General features: G+C 55.5%; 21 protein-coding genes. 9 read left to right on the plus strand and 12 right to left on the minus strand.

The annotated features are described in order from the left end of the window. The first annotated feature begins 102 nt into the window (after nt 1-102). From rirA to bfr, 4 genes are all read left to right on the plus strand, one after another. Nucleotides 103-564 carry an iron-responsive transcriptional regulator RirA gene (gene rirA / locus FHW16_RS24350; RefSeq protein WP_182551882.1) on the plus strand — a complete coding sequence of 154 codons (462 nt, stop codon included), beginning with the start codon at nt 103-105 and terminating at the stop codon, nt 562-564. A gap of 74 nt (nt 565-638) precedes the next feature. Then, nucleotides 639-953 (plus strand): antibiotic biosynthesis monooxygenase family protein, encoded by a 315-nt coding sequence (locus FHW16_RS24355; RefSeq protein ID WP_182551883.1) that lies wholly within the window; start codon nt 639-641, stop codon nt 951-953. A gap of 423 nt (nt 954-1376) precedes the next feature. After that, on the plus strand, nt 1377-1688 hold the full coding sequence (locus tag FHW16_RS24360) for a (2Fe-2S)-binding protein (protein WP_182551884.1): 312 nt from the start codon (nt 1377-1379) through the stop codon (nt 1686-1688). Further along, on the plus strand, nt 1654-2139 hold the full coding sequence (gene bfr, locus FHW16_RS24365; RefSeq protein WP_182551885.1) for a bacterioferritin: 486 nt from the start codon (nt 1654-1656) through the stop codon (nt 2137-2139). The genes FHW16_RS24360 and bfr overlap by 35 nt, the downstream gene beginning before the upstream one ends. 67 nt (nt 2140-2206) lie before the next feature. On the opposite strand, the gene FHW16_RS24370 is transcribed toward bfr, so the two are convergent. The 6 genes from FHW16_RS24370 to pcsA all read right to left on the minus strand — a co-directional run bounded on the left by FHW16_RS24370 (nt 2207) and on the right by pcsA (nt 8795). Next, a complete protein-coding gene (locus FHW16_RS24370) occupies nt 2207-3274 on the minus strand; it encodes a BMP family ABC transporter substrate-binding protein (protein WP_182551886.1) in 1068 nt (355 codons plus the stop codon). 54 nt (nt 3275-3328) lie between these two features. Next, nucleotides 3329-4249: an ABC transporter permease gene (locus FHW16_RS24375; RefSeq protein ID WP_182551887.1), complete on the minus strand. Its 921-nt coding sequence runs from the start codon at nt 4247-4249 to the stop codon at nt 3329-3331. 1 nt (nt 4250) lies between these two features. Beyond that, complete coding sequence (locus FHW16_RS24380) at nt 4251-5342, minus strand: ABC transporter permease (RefSeq protein ID WP_182551888.1); 1092 nt, start codon at nt 5340-5342, stop codon at nt 4251-4253. Continuing rightward, nucleotides 5342-6925 carry an ABC transporter ATP-binding protein gene (locus FHW16_RS24385; RefSeq protein WP_210278261.1) on the minus strand — a complete coding sequence of 528 codons (1584 nt, stop codon included), beginning with the start codon at nt 6923-6925 and terminating at the stop codon, nt 5342-5344. The genes FHW16_RS24380 and FHW16_RS24385 overlap by 1 nt, the downstream gene beginning before the upstream one ends. 140 nt (nt 6926-7065) lie before the next feature. Then, on the minus strand, nt 7066-8043 hold the full coding sequence (locus tag FHW16_RS24390) for a quinone oxidoreductase family protein (RefSeq protein WP_182551960.1): 978 nt from the start codon (nt 8041-8043) through the stop codon (nt 7066-7068). Continuing rightward, nucleotides 8043-8795 (minus strand): phosphatidylcholine synthase, encoded by a 753-nt coding sequence (gene pcsA, locus FHW16_RS24395; protein ID WP_182551889.1) that lies wholly within the window; start codon nt 8793-8795, stop codon nt 8043-8045. The genes FHW16_RS24390 and pcsA overlap by 1 nt, the downstream gene beginning before the upstream one ends. 173 nt (nt 8796-8968) lie before the next feature. Between pcsA and FHW16_RS24400 the strand changes: the two genes are divergently transcribed. Then, nucleotides 8969-10168, plus strand: a complete 1200-nt coding sequence (locus FHW16_RS24400; RefSeq protein WP_182551890.1) for a UbiH/UbiF family hydroxylase — start codon at nt 8969-8971, stop codon at nt 10166-10168. Here FHW16_RS24400 and FHW16_RS24405 read toward each other — a convergent pair. From FHW16_RS24405 to FHW16_RS24415, 3 genes are all read right to left on the minus strand, one after another. Beyond that, nucleotides 10165-11511: an Nramp family divalent metal transporter gene (locus tag FHW16_RS24405; RefSeq protein WP_182551891.1), complete on the minus strand. Its 1347-nt coding sequence runs from the start codon at nt 11509-11511 to the stop codon at nt 10165-10167. The two genes, FHW16_RS24400 and FHW16_RS24405, sit on opposite strands and share 4 nt — an antisense overlap. A 331-nt stretch (nt 11512-11842) precedes the next feature. Then, nucleotides 11843-12439, minus strand: coding sequence for a class I SAM-dependent methyltransferase (locus tag FHW16_RS24410; RefSeq protein WP_348643930.1), 597 nt, complete (start codon nt 12437-12439; stop codon nt 11843-11845). A 94-nt stretch (nt 12440-12533) separates the two neighbouring features. Beyond that, nucleotides 12534-13481, minus strand: coding sequence for an AEC family transporter (locus FHW16_RS24415; protein ID WP_182551893.1), 948 nt, complete (start codon nt 13479-13481; stop codon nt 12534-12536). Nucleotides 13482-13583: 102 nt separating this feature from the next. Between FHW16_RS24415 and hspQ the strand changes: the two genes are divergently transcribed. Beyond that, nucleotides 13584-13922, plus strand: coding sequence for a heat shock protein HspQ (hspQ, locus tag FHW16_RS24420; protein ID WP_182551961.1), 339 nt, complete (start codon nt 13584-13586; stop codon nt 13920-13922). Between the two features lie 71 nt (nt 13923-13993). Here hspQ and FHW16_RS24425 read toward each other — a convergent pair whose 3' ends face one another. After that, entirely contained in the window at nt 13994-14617 is a 624-nt protein-coding gene (locus FHW16_RS24425; protein ID WP_182551894.1) for an invasion associated locus B family protein, read from the minus strand. Between the two features lie 274 nt (nt 14618-14891). Here FHW16_RS24425 and FHW16_RS24430 point away from each other — a divergent pair, with 274 nt between their 5' ends. Together FHW16_RS24430 and FHW16_RS24435 are read left to right on the plus strand one after the other, a co-directional pair. Further along, nucleotides 14892-16709: an extracellular solute-binding protein gene (locus FHW16_RS24430; RefSeq protein WP_182551895.1), complete on the plus strand. Its 1818-nt coding sequence runs from the start codon at nt 14892-14894 to the stop codon at nt 16707-16709. A 9-nt stretch (nt 16710-16718) separates the two neighbouring features. Next, on the plus strand, nt 16719-17384 hold the full coding sequence (locus FHW16_RS24435) for a DsbA family oxidoreductase (protein WP_182551896.1): 666 nt from the start codon (nt 16719-16721) through the stop codon (nt 17382-17384). Nucleotides 17385-17410: 26 nt separating this feature from the next. Here the strand turns inward: FHW16_RS24435 and mfd are convergent, their stop codons facing one another. Together mfd and FHW16_RS24445 are read right to left on the minus strand one after the other, a co-directional pair. After that, nucleotides 17411-20908 carry a transcription-repair coupling factor gene (gene mfd, locus FHW16_RS24440; RefSeq protein ID WP_182551897.1) on the minus strand — a complete coding sequence of 1166 codons (3498 nt, stop codon included), beginning with the start codon at nt 20906-20908 and terminating at the stop codon, nt 17411-17413. Between the two features lie 6 nt (nt 20909-20914). Continuing rightward, nucleotides 20915-21202, minus strand: coding sequence for a succinate dehydrogenase assembly factor 2 (locus FHW16_RS24445; protein WP_182551898.1), 288 nt, complete (start codon nt 21200-21202; stop codon nt 20915-20917). A 130-nt stretch (nt 21203-21332) separates the two neighbouring features. Between FHW16_RS24445 and recG the strand changes: the two genes are divergently transcribed. Then, complete coding sequence (gene recG / locus FHW16_RS24450) at nt 21333-23441, plus strand: ATP-dependent DNA helicase RecG (RefSeq protein ID WP_182551899.1); 2109 nt, start codon at nt 21333-21335, stop codon at nt 23439-23441. Nucleotides 23442-23443: the final 2 nt, after the last annotated feature.

The following is a 23443-nucleotide window of genomic DNA, read 5'->3' on the forward strand; positions in this document are numbered from 1 at the left end:
GAAATTCAGGCTCATATTATTATTTACTTTATCAAGAATAATTCTAAAGTAGCGTCTTGTTCCGATAGCATGCCCTGATTTCAGGTTGAGAGAGATATTCCCATGCGTCTAACCAGACAGACTAACTATGCCATTCGCATTCTGATGTATTGCGCCGCCAACGACGGCAATCTGAGCAGGATTGCCGAAATTGCGCAGGCTTACACAGTCTCCGAGCTTTTTCTTTTCAAGATACTACAACCGCTCGTGGAAAATGGCTTCATTGAAACCGTTCGCGGACGCAATGGCGGCGTGAAGCTCGGCAAAGCGGCCAAGGACATCACGCTTTTTGATGTCGTGCGCGTTACGGAAGAGAACTTTGCCATGGCAGAGTGCTTCGAGAATGATGCGGCTGAATGCCCGTTGATCGACAGCTGCGGCTTGAATGCTGCCCTTCGAAAAGCCTTGAACGCATTCTTTGAAGTGCTGGCCCAGTACTCCATTGACGATATCGTCAAGACCAGGGACGTGCGCGCCCTTCTCGGTATCGACAATCTGGCACCTCGCCTGGCCAGTGCGAGCTGATACATTCCCAAATCCTTGAGGTAATCGGCTCCGCGTCGATCACCTTCCCCATCTGTTCGAATGGAGTTTGTGCCATGTACATAGCCATGAATCGTTTCAAGGTTCAGTCCGGCTCGGAAGAAGCATTTGAGACCGTGTGGAAATCACGCGATTCCCGCTTGGCCGAGGTGCCCGGCTTTGTCGAGTTTCATCTCCTGCGCGGATCGAAGAACGAAGAAGAGAATTATACACTTTATGCCTCGCACACGATCTGGCGGACGCAGGCGGATTTCACCGCATGGACTCAGTCCGAACATTTCCGCGCAGCACACCGGAATGCCGGGGATACCAAGCCCAGTTACATCGGACACCCTCAGTTCGAGGGCTTCTCAGTGGTAGAGGGCGCCTGATTTAGTCATTTTACGACGAATGAGACGTTTTGACACATGCAAAACCGGCATTAAATTTTGCCGGTTTTAGTATTGAAAACACCCAAACATGATTGAATTAGTTATATTATTTTCCCAGTTTAGAACTATTCTAAGCTATTGATATCACGACATATTCAGCATCGGCGATTTGACAGAATTCAGACAAACCGGTCTTATATAGACAGTATTGCGAATAACGCATGACCTTTAATGTTAGGGCCTTGAACCCTTGCGATTGGAGGAACCCTTGTCTGGTTCAAAAGTATTTCCAGACCATGAAACAATGTTTCCTGGTCATTTTTTGCAAAGCGCCATCCATCCTGAAATAAGGAGAGGTTCTGACATTGTAAAATTGTCAGAAGCCCTGGATGCTTATTCTTACAAATACGGCGCTTAGACAACATGCTGGTATGCCATTGCAATATCATCACCCAAAAAGAGATCGAGAATACTATTATAGAGCTTCTCGATATTGATCCGTGGCAACTGATTGTCCCGGCAAAAGTCTACCATGCCATGCAGAAGCGCGGCCGATGCTGCGGCTGCTTCCCAAATGTCGTTGAAACCATCATAAAGGTGACGGAAGAATATCACCTCCGCCACGGTTCAAACGATTCTGATGCTGTCTCGTTTATTGATCGTGTGCGGGCATTGCGTCACGAATACGGGAGTTCACGGCATGAAAGGCGACAAAAAGGTCATCGAGCGGCTTAACGAGGCGCTGTTCCTCGAATTGGGAGCGGTCAATCAGTACTGGCTGCACTATCGCCTTCTGGACGATTGGGGTTACAAGGCGCTTGCAAAGAAAGAGCGCGCTGAATCCATTGAAGAAATGCAGCACGCCGACAAAATCATCGAGCGCATCATTTTCCTTGAAGGTCATCCAAATCTGCAGTCGATCGGCGCATTGCGCATCGGCCAGAACATCAAGGAAGTTCTCGAAGCGGATCTTGCCGGCGAATATGACGCCGTAAAGTCCTACAAGAAGTCGCGCGAGATTTGTTCCGAACTGGGTGATTACGTCACCAAGGAACTGTTTGACTCCCTGTTGAAGGATGAGGAAGGTCATATCGACTTCCTCGAAACCCAACTGGATCTGCTCGGCCGCATCGGCGTCGAGAATTATGGTCAGCTGAATGCGGTGTCGGCTGACGCCGCTGAATAAGCCAAACGGTTTTCATGCACAAAAAAGGGCGCTAATGGCGCCCTTTCCTTTTGCATCAATGCGAACCTTATTGCGGCAGCTTGTCGTCTACGCCAGCGACATAAAAGTTCATGCCGAGAATGGTCTTGTCGTCGGCTGTCTCACCAGCCTTCAGCCACTCGGAACCATCCTGCTTCTTGACTGGACCGGTGAAAGGCTTCAGTTCACCGGATGTGATCTTGGCCTGGGTTTCCTCGGCCAGCTTCTTCACATCGTCAGGCATGTTCGTATAGGGCGCCATGACCACGAGATTTTCGTGCATGCCATGGAAAACATTGTGGGTTTTCCATGTGCCATCGATTACCGCCTTGGCGCGTTCGATGTAGTACGGACCCCAATTGTCAACGATAGCCGTCAGCTGCGTTTCCGGGCCGAACTTGATCATGTCGGAAGCCTGACCGAATGCCTTGATCTTGCGCTCGGCGGCCACCTGCATGGGGGCTGTCGAATCCGTGTGCTGGGTAATGATATCAACACCCTGATCGACCAGAGCCTTGGCCGCATCAGCTTCCTTGCCCGGATCAAACCAGGCATTGGCCCAGATCACCTTGACTTTGAAGTTGGGATTGACCGACTGCGCGCCTAGCATGAAGGAATTGATGCCCTGCACCACTTCCGGAATCGGGAACGAACCGATGTAGCCGGCAACGCCGACCTTGGACATCTTGGCAGCGATGACACCCTGCACATAGCGGCCTTCATAGAAGCGCGAGTTATAGACTGCGACATTGTCGGCAGTCTTGTAACCGGTCGCATGCTCGAACTTCACATTCGGGAATTTCTGCGCAACCTTGATCGTTGCATCCATGTAGCCGAATGACGTCGTAAAGATCAGCTTGTTGCCGGCACGTGCCAGACGCTCGATCGAACGCTCCGCATCCGCACCTTCCGGGACGCTTTCAAGAAAGGTCGTCTCGACCTTGTCGCCGAGTGCCTTTTCCATTTCCTTGCGGCCCTGATCATGCTGGTAGGTCCAGCCGAAATCACCGGGTGGTCCGATATAAATGAAGCCGACCTTCAGCTTCTCTTCGGCATGCGCAGCGCCCGCAACAGCAAAGCTGGCGGCCATGGACAACGCCATAAGCAGTTTTTTCATTCGTGTTCACCTCTCTGTTAAATCAATGCTTTGTCTTTATTCCCGCGCGACCGCTCAGCGGTCCGGCACGAAAGGTTTGCCGAGCGACGTCGGCGTATTCATCAGGGTCAGACGCTTGTTCCGCGAAATAAGAACAAGAACGACAATCGTTGCCAGATAGGGCAAGGACGACATGAACTGGGATGGTATTCCAATGCCGAGTGCCTGCGCATGCAGCTGGCCGATGGTCACCGCGCCGAACAGATAAGCGCCGGCGAGAATTCGCCATGGCCGCCAGGACGCAAAAACCACCAGTGCAAGTGCGATCCATCCCCGGCCCGACGTCATGTTTTCCACCCACTGCGGCACATAGACGAGCGATAGTTGCGCACCGGCAAGGCCAGCGCAAGCACCCCCGAACATGACCGCGAGATAGCGGACACGCACAACGGGCACACCGAGCGCATGCGCCGATGCATGGTTGTCACCAACGGCCCGCAGTGTCAGTCCCGCCCGGGTGCGGAACAGGAACCATGTAACCCCGATGGTCAGGAGTATCGAGATGTAGAAAATGGGGTCCTGACCGAACAGGAACTTGCCGACAACAGGCAGACCAGTCAGCACCGGAATATTCAGGGACTGCATCCGCACACCGGGCAGACCGACAAAACTTTCGCCGATCATGGCGGATGCACCAAGGCCCAGCAACGTCAAAGCCAAACCTGTTGCAACCTGATTGGTGACCAGTGTCAGCGTCAGAAAGCCGAACAGCAGCGAGAAGGCAGCACCCGCGAGGATGGCAGCAAACATTCCGAGCCAGGCTGAACCGGTTAACTGGGCAACCCCAAAACCAGCAACGGCACCCATGATCATCATGCCTTCAACACCGAGATTGAGCACGCCGGATCGCTCCACAACCAGTTCGCCCATGGCTGCAATCAGCAAAGGCGTGGCAGCTGTGGCGATGGTCAAGAGAATGGCTTCGAACATGCCCATATCACGCTCCCTTTGCTGCGGCGTCGCTGTGCCGGGTCACAAAGCGAATGCGGTAATAGATGAGCGTGTCGCTCGCCAGGACGAAAAACAGAATGATGCCCTGGAAGATACGCGCCGATTTCTCCGAAATTCCAAGCGAGACCTGAGCAGCTTCACCGCCAAGATATGACAGCGCCAGCACCAGCCCAGCGGCAACGATACCAAGCGGATTGAGACGGCCGAGAAAAGCAACGATGATGGCGGTAAAGCCGTAGCCCGGCGAGATTGTCGTGCGCAGTTGCCCGACTGCGCCGGAGACTTCGGCAATCCCGGCCAGTCCGGCAAGTGCACCGGAGATGGCGAATGCGAAGAAGGTCAGGCGTCCGGCGCTGAAACCGGCGAAACGCCCTGCCCGCGCGCTGCGGCCCAGCACCTTGATTTCAAAGCCGCTCAAAGTGCGTGAGAGCATGAACCAGACGAGCAGTGCAGCGACAATCGCCAGAATGAAACCCCAATGGGCCCGGCCGGATTCAGACCATATCTCGGGAAGAATGGCGCTGGAGTTGAACTGCACGGTTTCAGGGAAATTAAAACCCTGCGGGTTGCGCCAGGGTCCGCGCACGATCCAGTCGAGGAACAACTGCGCCACATACACCAGCATCAGGCTGGTGAGAATCTCATTGGTGTTAAACCGCACCTTCAGAAACGCCGGGATGGTCGCATAGGCCATGCCACCCGCCATACCAAGCAAGAGCATCATCGGCAGGACATACCAGCCCTGAAAATCAGGAAAGACAACGGGCAGGATCGATCCGGCGATGGCGCCCATGATCAACTGCCCTTCCGCACCGATGTTCCAGTTGTTGGAGAGGAAGCAGACGGAAAGCCCGACTGCGATCAGGATCAATGGTGCCGCCTTCACCAGCAGCTCATGCCACGACCAGATCTCGGTGAGCGGTTCGACAAAGTAATAATAGAGCGCCGAAACCGGGTTTTTGCCGAGAAGCGAAAACAGGATGGCGCCGGCAATCAGTGTCAGGAACAGCGCGATGAAGGGCGACAGCGCACTGAAAAGAGCTGAATGCTGGGGACGTTTGACCAGTTCTATACGCATCAGGCAGCCCCTGCGCTGACGTGCACCGAAGCGGGATCGGCACCACCCATCATCAGGCCGACACGTTCCATGTTCATTGCCTCAATCGGCACCGAATCTGACAAGCGCCCATGCACCATGGCGGCAATCCGGTCGGAGATTTCGAAGAGTTCATCGAGATCCTGGCTGATCACGATAACGGCTGAACCACTGCGGGCAAGATCAACAAGCGCCTGCCTGATATGAGCAGCGGCACCGGCATCAACACCCCAAGTCGGCTGGTTGACCACCAGAACCGATGGGTTGCGATCAAGCTCACGCCCTATGAGAAATTTTTGGAGGTTTCCGCCGGAAAGCGCTGATGCATCTGGATTTTCCGAACTTTTACGGACGTCCATCTGCGCAAATATCCGCTTTGCAGCGAGCGAAAGGCCGGACTGCTGAAGCAATCGCAAAAGTCCACCACCGAGGAAGACCTTTCCGTCTGTGGAATAGCGCGACAAGAGCAAATTATCCGTGAGGGACATGTTTGGAACCGCACCGTGTCCCAGACGCTCTTCCGGTACAAAGGCAGCGCCAAGCCTGCGCCGTGCAGAGATACCAGATCGCCCGGTATCCTTGCCGCGAATGCGGACAATATCGGCGCGCTCCTGCAGCACTTCGCCTGACAAGGCTTCGAACAGTTCGCCCTGTCCGTTGCCGGCAACGCCCGCAATACCGAGGATTTCTCCCGGTTTGACGACAAGCCGGATATCATGCAGTGACACGGAAAACGGCCCGCGCGGCTTCTGCGACAGGCCGTTGACCTCAATCAGGGCTGCCTGAGCCATTGGTGCTTCATTCGGACGGCGCTCGATCACATGAATGTCGCTGCCAACCATCAAGCGGGCGAGAGAACCGGCCGTTTCTTGACGCGGATCGCATTGGCCCACGACTTTGCCATGCCGCAGCACGGTTGCCCGGTCGCACAGGCGCCGCACCTCCTCGAGCCGGTGGCTGATGTAGAGGATTGATTTTCCCTCCGATTTCAACCGTTCCAGTGTAACAAACAACAGGTCCGCTTCCTGCGGCGTCAGAACCGACGTCGGTTCGTCAAGAATGATCAGATCGGGGTTTTGCAGCAGGCAGCGGATAATTTCGATCCGCTGGCGCTCACCGACAGAGAGATCACCCACCAATGCATCTGGGTCTACAGGAAGACCATAGGTCTGCCCGATTTCACGCGCCTTTGCGGCAATGGTATTAAGGTCGGTTTTCTCGTCGAGGGAAAGCGCGATGTTCTCGGCCGCCGTCAATGCATCGAACAGCGAAAAGTGTTGGAAAACCATACCGATACCGAGTGATCTTGCCATTGCCGGACTGGTGACGGTAAGGACGCTATCCTTCCAGATTATCTCGCCTGAGGTCGGCTGCAACGCGCCGAACAGCATCTTCACCAATGTGGATTTTCCAGCACCGTTCTCACCCAGGAGCGCGTGGATTTCTCCGGTGCCGATCGTCAGATCGATCCCGTCACAGGCTTTCAGAGAGCCGAAAATTTTGGTGAGCTTGCGCGCTTCCAGAAGTGAACGGCCCGCTCCGCTTTTATCGCTTATGCTTGTCATAGTACCCCACGGCATAGGACGATTATTATGAGGTGTCCCTAACCGTTTTCGATCCTATGTCGGGCAGCATCGATTTGGGAAGTGCAAAACCGGTAGTTGCGGCCATTTGCGCACACTATTCAAGCATCATTTTCAAAAGCTTAAGGAATGAGCACAGTTGTCCCGGTTGTTTTACGTGCTTCGAGATCGCGGTGGGCCGTCGCAGCATCTTTCAACGCATAGGTTTGGCCGATGTCGATGCGCACCACGCCGCTTTCAACCTGAGCAAAAAGCTCACGTGCAGCGTTTTCGAGTGCGGCCCGCGCAGCAACATAGACAAACAATGTCGGTCGCGTGAGATAAAGCGACCCCTTGCGCGACAAAATACCAAGGTCAAACGGGGCAACCGGACCCGAGGACTGTCCAAAGCAGACAATCATGCCGCGCGGGCGCAGACAGTCCAGCGATCCGTCGAATGTATCCTTGCCGACGGAATCATAAACGACATCAACACCCTTGCCGCCGGTGATTTCCTTCACCCGTTCGACAAAATTCTCGGTACGGTAATTGATGACGTGGTCAAAACCGTTTTGGAGCGCAAGTTTTACCTTCTCATCCGACCCGGCAGTGCCAATGACAGTCGCACCCAGATGCTTGGCCCACTGACCCGCTATCAGGCCGACACCGCCGGCAGCGGCATGGAACAGGATCGTGTCGCCTTTCTTCACCGGATAGGTTTCCCGCAGAAGATAATAGGCGGTCATGCCCTTCAGCATCATCGAGCCGGCTTGCTGCGAAGAAATGGCGTCCGGAACCTTGACCAGCCGGTCCACCGGCATGATGCGTTCTTCCGCATAAGCGCCGATCGGATTGACATAGGCAACGCGGTCGCCCGGCTTCACATCGGTAACACCGGGCCCGACGCTCAGGACAACGCCCGCACCTTCATTGCCCGGAATGAGCGGCAAACCGCTCGGCGAGGGATAAAGACCAGTGCGGAAATAGACATCGATGAAATTCAGGCCGATGGCTTCGTTGCGCATGCGCACTTCACCCGGACCGGGTTCACCAATGGCAACGTCTTCATAGACAAGAGCTTCAGGGCCACCCGTTTGATGAATACGAATTGCTTTGACCATCATGCCTTCTCCGTGCGTCCAAGATTGGGAAATGCCTGCATCACGGCACCGATCAGGAACAGGTAGAGACCTGTCACAGAAATGCCAATCCGCACCCAAAGAGGCGAATCCAGATGCTGGTAGAGCGAAAGTATGCCGAAGGCACACCACAGAAAGAAAATTGTCAGATTGAGCGGCCGCAGGCGCTGTACGCGCACCGGGTGCAGGAAATAAATCGGCAGGAACGATACGATGGCGGCACCAAGGACGATGGCGAAAGCCACCCACTCGCCGGGTTTGACAATGAACAATGTGAAAACCAGCATGTTCCAGACAACAGGAAAGCCCTTGAAGAAGTTCTCCTTCGTCTTCATGCCCGTATCAGCATAGTAGATCGCGCTGGACACCACGATGATTGCTGCTGCCAGGAATGACAATCCCTCGCCCATGAAACCGCGCTGGTAGAGCGCAAACGCCGGAATGAGCACGTAGGTCATATAGTCGATGATGTTGTCGAGCAGTTCGCCCGACCAGTTCGGCAGCACGTATTTGACTTCGAGCTTGCGCGCGATCGGCCCATCAATACCGTCAACGAAAAGCGCAAGCCCTAGCCACCAGAACATGGCGGTCCAGCTGCCTTCACTGGCTGCCACGACGGACAGGAATGCCAGAAAGGAACCTGAAGCTGTCAGCAAATGGACGGAGAAGGCTTTGGCTTGGGGTGCCGTTACTTTTTTGGGCTTAACACCCCGAGGCAAAGTTGGTTTTTTCACGGTCCGCGCCAATCTGCTGCATGATACTCATCCGCTCATCCCTATATGTTATCAGCGACGAACGATTTGCGAGCAGCTTTTCTTGAAAATGGTTCAAAGCGCAAGCAATGATCTTGATATAAGCTGTTCAAACTGTTGAAAGCCTGAAACGGCACGAAAGCGGAGACGAAACGATGACCAGTACCAGGACAGATCCCATTGTGGTTGCAGGAACCGGTCATGTCGGTTTGATCGCCGCCATTGCCCTTGGTCAAAACTTTGAAAACGTCATCAGTCTCGGCGTGATTCCAAACGGCACAGACAAGCGGACGACAGCCCTGATGATGCCCGCAATCCGCTTTCTCCAGCGTATCGGCCTCTGGGACAGCATTGCGCCACATGCCGCTGCCATCGGCTCCATGCGTATCCTCGATGGTACAAATCGGCTCGTCAGAAGTCCGGCGGTGACATTTGAAGCCTCCGAGATCGACGAAGACGCTTTTGGCTACAATATTCCCAATGCCACACTCACCAAAACGCTCAGTGATGCTCTGAAGCAGTTGCCAATCTGTCACGTGGCCGCCACGGCCACCCACTATCACCCGGTGGAAAGTGCCATGGCCGTGGAAGCCAGCGATGGATCCGTATTCTCTGCCAATATCGTTATCGCCGCCGATGGCCGTTCTTCCCTGGCACGCGAGGCCGCAGGTATTTCGGCACGTACGTGGCAATACAACCAGACGGCGGTCGTTCTCAGCTTCAGCCATACCCGTGATCATCATAATATATCGACGGAATTTCACACCGAGCATGGCCCGTTCACGCAGGTGCCGCTCGCCGGAAAACGCTCAAGCCTTGTCTGGGTGACCACACCGGCCCACGCCGCTGAATTGCTGGACTTGAACAGCGAACAACTGGCGACCCGTGTGGAAGAGCGCATGCAATCCATGCTTGGCGCCGTGACCATTGATGTCGAGCCGCAAGCCTGGCCACTCTCCGGGCTTGTTCCAAACGCCTTTGCCCGTGACCGTGTATTCCTCGCGGGTGAATCAGCTCATGTGTTTCCGCCTATTGGTGCGCAGGGGCTCAATCTCGGTGTTAGAGACGTGGAAACACTGCTCGACACCCTGCCACATGATGGCAGCGATCTCGGTGCTGCTCCTGTTGTTTCGGCCTATAACCGCAAACGCAGCCCTGATATCATCGCCCGCACGGGCGCGGTCGACGCGCTGAATCGCTCATTGCTGTCCGATTTCCTGCCCGTGCAGATGGTTCGCAGCGGTGGCCTTGAACTGTTGCGCACCTTCTCACCCCTGCGCAGTTTTCTCATGCGCGAGGGTTTGCGCCCCGGCAGCGGCTTTCGCTGGCCGCGCCGGGAAGCAAAACGCGCCTAAACCAGAACGAAATCCATCAGCAGTTTGACGTTCAGTGCGGCAATCACCACCGCGATGAACATGGCGAGCGCCGTGAGCCATTTCGGTGATACCAGTACCCCCATTTTGGTCTTGCTGGCTGTGAAAATGACCAGCGGGAACACGGCGAACGATAACTGAAGGCTAAGCACGACCTGCGTCAGGATCAGGAGTTTGGCCGTTCCGCTGTCGCCATACCACACGGTGACAATCGCCGCTGGAATGATGGCAATTGCCCGGGTGATCAACCGACGCAGCCAAGGGGCCAACCGGATCTTCAGGAAGCCTTCCATCACGATCTGCCCGGCAAGCGTCGCCGTTACTGTCGAATTGATGCCGCAGCACAGCAGGGCAATACCGAACAATGTGGGCGCAAAACCCCAGCCCAGCAGCGGCGCAAGCAGTGAGTGCGCTTCGCCAAGTTCCGCAACTTCGGTCTGGCCCGTCTTGTTGAATGTTGCCGCGGCCAGGATGAGGATTGCGGCATTGATGACAAGGGCAAAGGTCAGCGCGATGGTTGAGTCCCATGTTGCATATTTCAATGCCTGACGTTTCTCCGGCATGGTGTGGCCGTAGTCGCGCGTCTGGATAATGCCGGAATGCAGGTAGAGATTATGCGGCATGACGGTTGCACCCAAGATACCGAGTGCGAGATAGAGCATCTCGGGATTGGTGACAATTTCCGTCGTTGGCGCAAATCCCTTGATCACGGCCGCCCAATTGGGGTCCGCGAGAAAAATCTGGATGCCAAAGCAGACAGCAATCACACCCAGCAGTGTGATGATCAGCGCTTCCACCCAGCGAAAGCCTAGTTTTTGCAGGTAGAGGATCAGGAAAACATCCAGCGCAGTGATGAGAACGCCAAGTTCAAGCGGAATACCGAAGATCAGATTGAGCCCGATGGCAGTGCCAATCACCTCGGCAATGTCGGTTGCGATAATGGCCAGCTCCGCCATGAACCAGAGCGTATAGGCAACCGGCCTTGGAAAGGCATCGCGGCAAGCCTGGGCGAGATCCCTGCCCGATCCAATGGCCAGACGCGCGCAAAGCGCCTGCAGGACAACGGCCATGATGTTGGAAATCAACGCGACAACAAGCAGCGTGTAGCCAAACTTCGACCCGCCAGCCAGCGACGTCGCCCAGTTTCCCGGGTCCATATAGCCCACAGCAACCAGATAGCCTGGTCCAACGAAGGCTGCGGCCCTGCGCCAACCCGGCCCTGCTGTCTTGACCGCTATTGAGCGATGCACATCTGAAAGCGATGCATCGCCCCGTTCGCGCCGCCAGCCTTCGTCCGTATCGGCTGCCTGCCGCAAGGAATCCATGAACTACCTCAACTTCTAATCGCAATTGCAAATCATTCGCAACAATAACTACAGAACGCCTTATCGTACAAGTGGCGCAGCGGAAAGCCCCCATGCGACGAAACAGCCCATATGGGAGGGAAAGACGCCCTCGTATTCGAAAAGGTTCAGAAAACTTGCAATAAATTTTGTGCGTGGTTCGACAGGCTCAGCATGAGGGAGAATGGTGCTGCAAGGCCAATCGGAAATATTGCGGATATGAGCAATCTTGCAGAACATAGCTCCCTGCAATCCTCACTCACCCTCATGGTGAGCCTGTCGAACCACGCACACTGCGGATGCGCGCATCACGTCAAATCAGTGCAAAAACGCCTGCGTTTATCGTTGCCCCCGTCACCAGTCCGAAATCCGGCACTGAATATTCGCCAATGAGCTGAAGCCGTGCACGCGGAAGATCTGCCCGGCCGGGATCGCCGACAAGAACCTTGGCATCCGCCAGAAGGCAGCGATCAAGAAAGCCAAGAACACGCTGTGCGAGATGGGGAGCATAAAACAGGTCCCCGACAGCAACGAAATCGACGTCCAATGCCGGACCAGTCGTCAGATCCGCATGCATCGATGTTAAAACAACACCATTGAGTGCCGCATTCAGCTGTTGCGCCACAATGGCATTCCGGTCCGTTTCAGCGGCGATCACGCGGATTGCCCCAGCCTTTGCCGCAGCTATTCCCACTATTCCTGAACCCGATCCGAGGTCCAGCACCCGCTGCCCACGCACAACCTCCGGGTGATCAAGAAAATAACGTGCAAGCACGGCACCACCGGCCCAATTGTATGCCCAATATGGCGGTTCGGGATCAGGATTTGCGTTTGAAACAACAAGGCGGCGCAATCCGCTCGTCGGCGTGGCGCTGTGGAGTACAATTTCCGGAATCGTGGGAACAGCCATGACAGGCATGTTTGCCCGGATAAACTTTTGAGGATCGGTCAGGAAATATGCTCCCGATCACTTTTACACACTGCATGCCGGACCGACGACACTCTCAAAGCGGCACCAGCCCGTGCGTCATTACATAAAGCCATAGGGACAAGGTTACGACCGAAAACAGCGTGGTTGCCAGAATACTGCTCGATGCGCGCTCAACCCAGACCCCATATTGCTGAGCAATGACAAAAACATTGGTTGCCGTCGGCAGCGCAGCCAGCAGCATGGCTGTGAACACCCAGACAGGCGGGAAATCACCGGCAAGGTGAAGGATGCAATAAATGAGCAATGGCTGGAAAATCAGTTTGATCGGCACAATCAGATAGAGTTCCGGTGGCACCCGCTTCAACGGGCGCAGGGCAAGGGTGACGCCCATTGCAAAAAGTGCGCATGGCGCAGCCGCTTTGGCGAGAAGATCAATGAGTTTGTCTATGGATGCCGGTGGCTCGAACCCGATGACTGCGGCTGCTACGCCGAGAATGGTTGCGATGATGAAGGGGTGCAGGAATATCTTCTTGAGAACACTGATCACCAGCTCGTGCGGCCTGCGCTTTTCATTGCCGGAAAGCGCCATCATCAACGGTGCCATGACAAAATGCAGCGTATTGTCGAAACAGAATATCAAAGCGACAGGCACAGCAGCGGGCGCACCGAAGGCCATAATCGCCAGCCCCGGTCCCATATAGCCGATATTGCCATAGGCGGCCGCAAGCCCCTGAATAGTGCTTTCGTCAATTTTACGGGTTCTGACGAAAGCTACACCGAACATCACCAGAAAAACACAAAGTGTTGATGCCGTACAACCAATGATGAATGCCCATTGAGTCAGCTCGGCGACAGGTGTCTTTGAAAGGATCTGGAAAAACAGTGCCGGCAGCGCCACATAGACAATGAAAACGTTCATCCATCCCATCGCCTCCAGCGGCTGACGACTGATGCGGGCAACCACAAATCCGAGAAAGATCAGGCCGAAAAATGGAAGAACAAGATTGAAAACGCTGAGCATGACGAGCTTTGACCATTGGAACGCGACCGGAAATGGCTGGATGCCAAAGATGCTCGCACGATTTGATGGAGACAGGTATGTCTCTGATATCTATAATGAATGATGATGATGAAACAAATACGCCACGCAAAATTTCAGATCGGTCAGGTTGTAAGCCACCGGATATTCGCTTTTCGCGGCGTAATCTTCGATGTCGATCCGGAATTCAACAATACGGAAGAATGGTACCAGTCCATTCCCGAAGACATACGGCCGCGCCGTGACCAGCCATTTTACCATCTTTTTGCCGAAAATGCCGACAGCGAATATGTAGCTTATGTTTCGGAACAAAATCTTGTTGCAGATACAACCGGCGTTCCCCTGCGGCATCCACAGATCAAGGACATGTTCGAGAAGCCGCAGAATGGCATCTATCGCGTCAAGAGTCCGCACATCAATTAGAGCCGGGACTCGTTAACCCGGACAATAAAAAAGGGACGCAAAAGCGTCCCTTTTTCTTGATCGAACAGCTATCAGTTACCGGATTTGGCTTTTTCCTGCTCAGCCTTCATCTTGTCTTCGAATTCCTTCTGACGCTTCTGGACTTCTTCCTGAAGGGTCTTCTGGCGATCTTCGATTTCCGACTGCTGCAGGCCGGGGCCGTCAAAAGCCTGACTGAAGCCGGTCAATGCAACATTGATCGGGTTCGGCTTGTTCTGGAAATTGACCGAGGTCAGCGTCAGCTGGGCGCCCTTCTTGAAGGAAGCAACCAGATCATCGGACATCGCAACTTCCGAGATGCAACGATCCGGGAAGCAGATGGCGAAATCGATCTTCTGCGTCTTGCCGCCATTAATCTGTAGTCCGACACCAGGACCGATCAGACGTCCGGTCGGTACCGAGACCTGGAAAATCTTACGATTTACCTTACCTTTGATTTCGATGAGGTTGACGGCGGTCAGAAGCTGTCCGCTATCGGCTGTCACGATGTTCTGCGTGTTGCAGATATCGTTGTCTTCCTGCTTGGAGCAAACCTTGAACCAACCCTGCGGCGTTCTCTGCTGCTGCTGGGCTGATGCTGGTACTGCCGCGGCGGCGAGTAATGCAATTGCACCCGCAATGGATGCGGTTGCAGCGAATGTCTTCGGGTTGGACATGGTCAACTGGTTCCTTTCAGCGCACTTATCCGAAGTGTAACTTGATCACTAAGAATTGCTTTCTCTGGCTTGGTTACCAAATAAGGCAACAGAGTGACCCTCCGTCTCGAACGTCGTGTTACACTGCATGTTAATGCAAATCCAGACTACTTTTATCTCTGTTGTGATTTCGCGAAGATGATTACACCCCTTTGGCCGTAGAATCGTCACGAGATGGTAATCTTGTGGGCGAATCAAAGGAAAATGCCGCCAAAGGGGACATAAGGTTGAGACGATGTTGAAGAAGAATTTCCAGATTTTGGCGCTGCTGGCCATAGCTTGTTCGGTAACAAGTGCGGCTGATGCCGAGCCAAAACATGGAATCGCCATGCGCGGCGAGCCCGCCTTGCCTGCCGACTATCAGTATTTCCCCTATGTGAACCCCGATGCGCCCAAGGGCGGCGCCATAACCTATGGCGTTGTCGGCACATTCGACAGCCTGAACCCGTTTCTCGTCAAAAGCCTTCGCACAACGGCACGCGGTGTCTTCAACGATCCGCAGTTCGGTAATCTGATCTACGAAACGCTCATGCAGCGAAGCGCCGATGAACCTTTCACCATGTATGGTCTGCTCGCCGAAAAGGTGGACACCGATGACGACCGCACATGGGTCGAGTTCACCTTGAACCCAAAAGCGAAATGGTCGGACGGCGAACCCATCACGCCGGAAGACATCATATTTACATTCAATCTTTTGGCCGAAAAGGGTCTGCCTCAATACAAGCAGCGCATGGACCGTATCTCGAAGATAGAGAAAATCGGCGAACGCGGTATTCGTTTCAGCTTGAATGACAAGGCAGACCGCGAATTTCCTCTCGTTTTGGCACTCATGCCAATCCTGCCGAAGCACGCGATAGATCCGGCAAAATTCGACAGTTCGCCGCTGACGCCACCCATTGGCAGCGGCCCTTACACCATTGCCCAGATACAACCCGGACAACGCATCGTGTATAAGCGCAACCCGGAATATTGGGCCGCTGATCTTCCAAGCAGGCGCGGGTTCAATAATTTCGATACGGTGACTGTCGAATATTTCCGTACGGAACAGTCCCAGTTCGAAGCGTTCAAGAAAGGTGTCTTCGACATCTTCATGGAAGGCGATCCAAACAAATGGGCATCTTCCTACAATTTCCCTGCGTTCAAGGACGGCCGGGTCGTTCAGGAGACATTCGAAACCAAAACACCGTCGAATGTATTTGGTTTCGCCTTCAACACCCGGCGTGACATATTCTCTGACCGCGACGTGCGCGGTGCCCTCTCCATGATGTTTGATTTTGAATGGACCAATCGCAATCTTTATGCCGGGCGCTACCAGCGCCTTGGCAGCTATTGGCAGGGATCGGATCTGTCGGCACTTGGAAAACCGGCAGACGCAACGGAACGCGCTCTTCTGGCACCTTATCCCAATGCTGTTCTGCCCGATGTGATGGACGGTACATATCAACCGGCGCAAACCGATGGTACGGGACGCGACCGCACGGAAATGAAACGTGCCTACGACATGCTGGTCAGCAAGGGGTATTCCATCAAGGATGAGGTTATGCTGGACCCGAAAGGCATCCCGTTAACCTTCGAGATACTGACGCGTTCTGTTGCCGAAGAACGTCTGGGGCTTGCTTACAAACGTACGCTGGAACGGCTCGGCATCGGTGTTACGATTCGCACCGTTGATGATGCACAATACCAGAAACGTCTGGAGACTTTCGATTATGACGTCATTCTGGGCGCTTATTCGGGCTCCCTTTCCCCCGGCTTTGAACAGTATCGCCGCTGGAGCAGTCAGTCCCGGGACTCCAATGGCAGCTTCAACTATGCGGGCGTGGCTGATCCTGCCGTGGATGCGCTTATCGGCAAGATGCTGTCCACCCGGGATCAAAAGGAATTCGAGAGCGCCGTGCGGGCTCTCGACAGAGTTTTGATTTCGGGCAATTATTTCGTGCCGATTTACTACCAGCCCGCGCAATGGGTTGCGCGCTGGTCCTATATCAAGCACCCGGACAAGACATCTCTCAACGGCTACCAGCTTCCTACCTGGTGGTCTGACAAAAGATAGGTTGAACGCATGACCGAAAAGAAATTCACGATCGACGTAGTGTCGGATGTCGTCTGCCCATGGTGTTTTGTCGGCCGCAAGCGGCTGGAAAGCGCCCTCGCCCTCAATCCGGATCTGGATGTGACGGTCAACTGGCGCCCGTTTCAGCTAGACCCGACGATTCCGAAACAGGGCAAGGACCGCAATCGCTATATGACGGAGAAATTCGGCAACACGGACCGGATTTTCGAAATTCATCAGCAATTGATTGAACTCGGCAAGGAAGAAGGCATCGAATTCGATTTCGAAGCCATCGAAATCGCACCCAACACATTGGATGCGCATCGCCTGATCCGCTGGGCGTCGCAAGCCGGTCCGGATATTCAGGACAAGATCGTCGGCATTCTCTTTTCCTACTACTTCGAACAGGGAAAGAACATCGGCGACCATCAGGTATTGATCGAAGCGGCCGAAGAGGCAGGTATGGACAGTGCCATCGTCGCGAGCCTGCTGCCGACCGATGCCGACAGCGTCGGTGTGCGTCAAGAGATTGATACCGCCAACGAGATCGGGGTACGCGGCGTGCCCTGCTTTATTCTGGATCAGAAATACGCAGTCATGGGCGCACAGTCCGCCGATGCACTGGCCGATGCAATCCGCCAGACAGCCGACGGTTTTGAGCCTCGTCCGACCTGAGACAGAGCGTCGGCGGGCGCTGGCCGCTACGCGGCGGCCAGTTTCGCCAGTTGCGTCATCACAACCGCGGCACCATTCAGCCGCTTTTCCGCCGTTGGCCAATCGCGCACGAACACAATGCTCTGGTCCGGGCGGATTTTCGCCATCGAGCCTTGCTCGCCGATCATCTTCACCAATGCTGCCGGATTATTGAACGTCTTGTTGCGGAACTGGATGACGATCCCCTTCGGGCCCGCATCGAGCTTGTCAACATTGGCCCGGCGGCATAGCGCCTTGATATAGACGATTTTGAGCAGGTGCTGCACTTCTTCCGGCAAAGGTCCGAACCGGTCGATAAGCTCGGCACCAAAGCCGTCGATATCCTGCAGTTCCTCCAGGTCGGCCAGACGGCGATAAAGACCCAGCCGCAATTGCAGATCGGGTACATAGGTTTCCGGAATCATCACCGCCGTGCCGACGGCGATCTGCGGTGACCAGTGGCCGTCCTCGACCTCGCCCGTGCCCTTGATTTCCGATACAGCCTCTTCCAGCATCTGCTGATAGAGCTCGAAACCGACCTCCTTTATATGGCCGGACTGTTCTTCGCCAAGCAGATTACCTGCACCGCGAATGTCCATGTCATGGCTCGCCAGCTGGAAACCGGCGCCCAGTGTATCGAGAGATTGCAAGACTTTCAGCCTGCGATCAGCCATCTGCGTCAGCATCTTGTTGGCGGGCAGCGTGAACAGTGCAAATGCCCGCTGTTTCGACCGACCGACACGGCCGCGCAGCTGGTAGAGCTGGGCAAGACCGAACATATCGGCACGGTGGATGATCAGTGTGTTGGCCGTCGGGATATCGAGGCCTGATTCTACAATGGTCGTCGACAACAGCACATCATACTGCCCGTCATAGAAGGCATTCATGATGTCATCGAGTTCGCCGGGCGGCATCTGCCCGTGCGCAATGGCAACTTTCAGTTCCGGCACCTGCGAATCCAGAAAATCCTTGATCTCGCCAAGGTCGGAAATGCGTGGACAGACATAAAAGCTCTGACCGCCGCGATAGCGCTCGCGCAGCAATGTTTCGCGGATAACAAGAGGATCGAATGGCGAGACGAATGTGCGCACGGCCATGCGATCGACAGGCGGCGTGGTGATCAGCGACAATTCTCGAACGCCCGTTAGAGCCAGCTGCAATGTGCGCGGGATCGGCGTTGCTGACAGCGTCAGCACATGGACGTCGGATTTGAGATCCTTCAGCCGTTCCTTATGCTTGACGCCGAAATGCTGCTCTTCATCGATAATCAGAAGACCAAGATTCTTGAACTTGATGCCCTGCCCCAGCAGCGCGTGCGTGCCGACGACAATATCGACCTGTCCTTCGGCGATACCCTTCTTGTTCTCCGCCAGTTCCTTGGCGCCAACCAGTCTCGACGCTTGCGCCACATTGACCGGCAACCCCTGAAAGCGCGTGGAAAAGGTCTTGTAGTGCTGGCGCGACAACAGCGTGGTCGGCACGACGACGGCCACCTGGACACCATTGAGTGCCGCCACGAAGGCAGCGCGCAGCGCCACCTCTGTCTTGCCGAAACCGACATCGCCGCAGATCAGCCGATCCATTGGCTTGCCGAGCGAGAGGTCGTCAATGACGGCTTCAATGGCCCGGTCCTGATCTTCCGTCTCCTCATAGGGGAAACGGGCGGCAAACTCGCCATAAAGCCCGTCGGGTGGCGTGAGCACAGGAGCACCGCGCATCTGCCGCTCGGCGGCAATCCGGATCAGGTGACCGGCAATTTCCAGCAGGCGCTTCTTCAGCTTGGCCTTGCGGGCCTGCCAGGCACCGCCGCCCAGCTTATCGAGGACTGCCGTAGAGCTCTCCGAGCCGAATCGTGACAGGAGTTCGATATTCTCGACGGGCAGGAACAGGCGGTCATCGCCCGCATAGTGGATTTCCAGACAGTCATGCGGCGCACCGGCCGCTGTAATCGTCCGCAGGCCAATGAACCGGCCGATACCATGGTCCACATGGACCACGATATCGCCCGCGTTGAGTGCAGCCACTTCGCTGATGAAATCCTGATCACGCTTGCGGCGCTTGGAACGGCGAATGAGCCGGTCACCCAAAATATCCTGTTCAGCCACGACAACGAGATCGCCTGCATCAAAGCCGGTTTCCAGCGACAGGATACCCGCTGTGATCTTGTCGCGGGCAAGCGCCTTCACTGTACGCAGGTCTTCGACCAGCTCGATCTTCTCGAGGCCATGCTCGTTCAGAACCTGTATGAGCCGGTCGCGCGAGCCTTCGCTCCATGCTGCAAGCAGCACCTTTTTGCCGGCTGCCCGTTCATCAGCAATATGTTTGACCACACTGTCAAAGACGTTGGCGTCCTTGGCTGTACGTTCCTCGACAAATGTGCGCCCGCGATGAGCGCCAGCATGAATGACGGAACGGCCAGTGGCAAAGGGCGCATCAAACGGTGAGAAATCGACGCGCATACCAGAGCCAATTGCCGCTGCTTCCACCTCTGCCGGTGTCAGATAAAGCGAACCCGGCTCAACAGGTTTGTAAGGCACGGAATCGCCCGGTTCCGTGCCATCCGACTGCTTCTTGCGCGCCTCGTAGTGATCAACCACCATCTTGTGGCGTTCGGCCATCGCTTCATGCGCCAGATGATCGAATATGATAGGCATCCGGCCTGCATGGTCAAAAACGGTTTCCATGCGCTCGTAGAAAAGCGGCAGCCAGTGCTCCATACCCGCAAATCGGCGGCCTTCCGATATCGCCTGATACAGCGCATCGTCACGCGACGGAGCGCCGAATTTCTGCACATATTGCGAACGGAACCGGCTGATCGTCTCCGGCGAGAGCGTGATTTCGCTCATCGGCTGCATGGAGAATTCGGTTTTCTGGCTGGACGTACGCTGGGATGCGGCATCGAATGTCCGGATGGACTCCAATGTGTCCCCGAAGAAATCAAGCCGCAGCGGCTCTTCAGCACCGGGCACGAACAGATCAAGAATACCGCCGCGCACAGCATACTCACCCACGTCCCGCACAGTCGAAACGCGCTCAAATCCATTGTTTTCAAGTCGTTGAACAAGGGAGTTCATGTCAATTCTATTGCCTGGCTTCGCCAGGAACAGTTGCTCGGCCAGGACTTTTCGTGGCGGAAGCTTTTGCAGCACCGCATTGGCAGTCGCGAGAATCACGCCGGGGTGTTTCTGGTCGCGCAGTGCCTCAAGGCCAGCCAGTGCCGCCAGCCGCCGCGCCGCCGTATCGGAACCAGGCGACACGCGGTCATAGGGCAAGCAGTCCCAAGCGGGCAGTTGCAGCACCGGCAGGTCGGGCTGAACGAAACTAAGCACCTGTTCGATATCAGCCACACGCTGACCGTCACTGGCGATGAACAGCACTGGGCCGCCTGCTCCGGCCTCGGCAACCACTTTGGCAAGCGCAAATGCTTCATATCCATCGACAACGCCGTCAATGACGACGTGTCCATTGATGTCAGGTTTCAGTCCGAGTTTGGAAAAGGCAGTCATAGCGAATCAGAATTTCATTGCGTTGCGGGAAGCCAGAATCTTGTGAAAGATCGGCGTATTGTATTCTTCAGGCACGTCAGCCTCCCCGGTAACCCATTTGAGGAGGTCACGATCGAGCGCTTCCATCAGTTCTTCATACTGGTCCAGTTCCACCTCTGTCAGGCTTTCAATATGTGCATCGGCAAACTGCCCGAGAATCAGATCCATCTCGCGCATGCCGCGATGCCAGGATCGGAAAAGGATTTTGCGCTGTCTTGGCGGCAGATCAACTGTTGAACGACTGCTTCCGGTCATGGACAGTCTCCCTTGAAATATCGTGGAAAGGCTTCGGAGAGCGGGAAGCCAAAGGATTGCGGCTGGGTATAGCGCGCATTGGCACCGATGTCAGCCTTGCAACACGCTTTGAAGACGTTAAACCTAAGGAATGCGCCCTTCACTGCTTGATCCCCTTTTTGCTTCTGTTCGCTCGCTGCCCGGCATCGGGCCGAAAGTGACTAGCTTGCTTGCCACATTGCTGGGAACCCAGCCACCCGGAACAGAACCGCGCGTTGGCAATCTGGTCTACCTGCCGCCAAACAGCGTCATCGACCGGCGCAATCGACCCGGCATCGCCCATGCGCCAGAAGGTGCCATCGTCACACTGGAGGTGCGTGTTGACCGGCATCAACCCGCTCCAAGTGGACGAAGTAACGTACCGCATCGGGTTTTCGCCCACGATGATACAGGCGAAATCGGCCTCGTCTTCTTTCACGCGAAGCTCGCATGGCTTGAAAACATCATGCCGGTCGGTGAAACAGTCATCGTCTCAGGCCGCATGGAGTGGTTCAATGGCCGCCCGACCATGGTCCATCCCGATCATATCGCAAGCATTGCCGATGCGGCGTCTCTGCCGCTGGTTGAACCGGTCTATCCCTTGACTGCAGGACTGTCACCCAAGGTGCTGGCGCGCGGCGTGCAGGAAGCCTTGGCACGAGCGCCTGAAATGCCGGAATGGATCGAAGCACCGGTGCTGGTAAAACACGCATTTCCAACGCACCGGCAAGCGCTTGAAACGATTCATCGCCCGCAGGACCCATCTGACATCGCACTGGATCATCCCGCGCGCCAACGTCTCGCCTATGACGAGTTTCTGGCAGGTCAGTTGGCTCTGGCGCTCGTGCGCCTGAAAACACGCCGTCTATCGGGCCGCAAGCTGGAAGGTGACGGGAGCCTCAAGGCAAAAATCATTGCAGCATTGCCCTACGCGCTGACGGGCAGCCAGCAGCAGGCAATCAAGGAGATCATCGCGGATCTGCGCGAACCTGAGAGGATGCTCAGGCTGCTGCAGGGTGACGTGGGATCCGGAAAAACCGTTGTCGGCCTGCTCGCCATGGCCCACGCAGCCGAATCCGGTGGTCAATCCGCCCTGATGGTTCCGACCGAAGTTCTGGCGCGACAACATTATGCTACGATCGCTCCTCTTGCCGCAAAGGCGGGCCTGCGGACAGCCTTGCTCACCGGCCGGGAAAAAGGCCGCGAGCGCGAAGACATCCTCGACGGCCTGCGTTCCGGGACAATCCATATTGTCATCGGGACGCACGCGCTCTTTCAGGAAAAGGTGAGCTATCACGACTTAGTCTTTGTAATTATTGATGAACAACACCGATTTGGTGTACATCAACGGCTGTTGCTTCAGTCCAAGGGTTCCGCACCGGATATGCTGGTTATGACAGCGACGCCCATTCCGCGGACGCTCGTACTGACCGCATTTGGCGATATGGATGTATCGAAACTGACGGAAAAACCTGCCGGGCGCAGACCGATCACCACCGCTATTCTTCCTATGGAGCGATTGAGCGAGTTGGTAGACCGCATGCGCCGGGCCATTGGCGACGGCCAGAAGATCTATTGGATTTGCCCGCTAGTCGAAGAATCCGAGCTGGTTGACCTGATTTCGGCCGAAGAGCGCTTCCAGTCATTGCAGCCCATGCTGGGCGATCAGATCGGGCTTGTCCATGGCCGCATGACCGGACAGGAAAAAGATGCCGCCATGCTGGCCTTCAAGAATGGCGAGACACGCCTTCTCGTTGCAACGACGGTGATTGAAGTCGGTGTGGATGTGCCTGACGCAACAATCATCGTGATCGAGCATGCGGAACGGTTCGGTCTCGCCCAGTTGCACCAGTTGCGCGGGCGTGTCGGGCGCGGTGACAAACCATCAACCTGCCTCCTCCTCTACAAGGGGCCACTGGGTGAAGTTGCCCGGGCGCGGCTGGAAATCATGCGCGAAACCGAAGATGGCTTCCGCATTGCCGAGGAAGACCTGAAACTGCGTGGCGAAGGCGAATTGCTGGGCACCCGGCAGTCCGGCACGCCCGGTTTCCGTCTTGCCAGCATCGAGGCCCATCAGGAGTTTCTGGAGATTGCCAGAAAGGATGCGCGTTATATTCTTGGACGCGATCCGGAATTGCAGAGCGCGCGCGGGGAAGCCTTGCGCGTTCTGCTTTATCTCTTCGAGCGCGATGAAGCCGTGCGGCTCCTTCGCGCCGGGTAGAT

Origin of the sequence: Phyllobacterium myrsinacearum, assembly GCF_014138285.1 — a bacterium.
GTDB lineage: Bacteria > Pseudomonadota > Alphaproteobacteria > Rhizobiales > Rhizobiaceae > Phyllobacterium > Phyllobacterium myrsinacearum_A.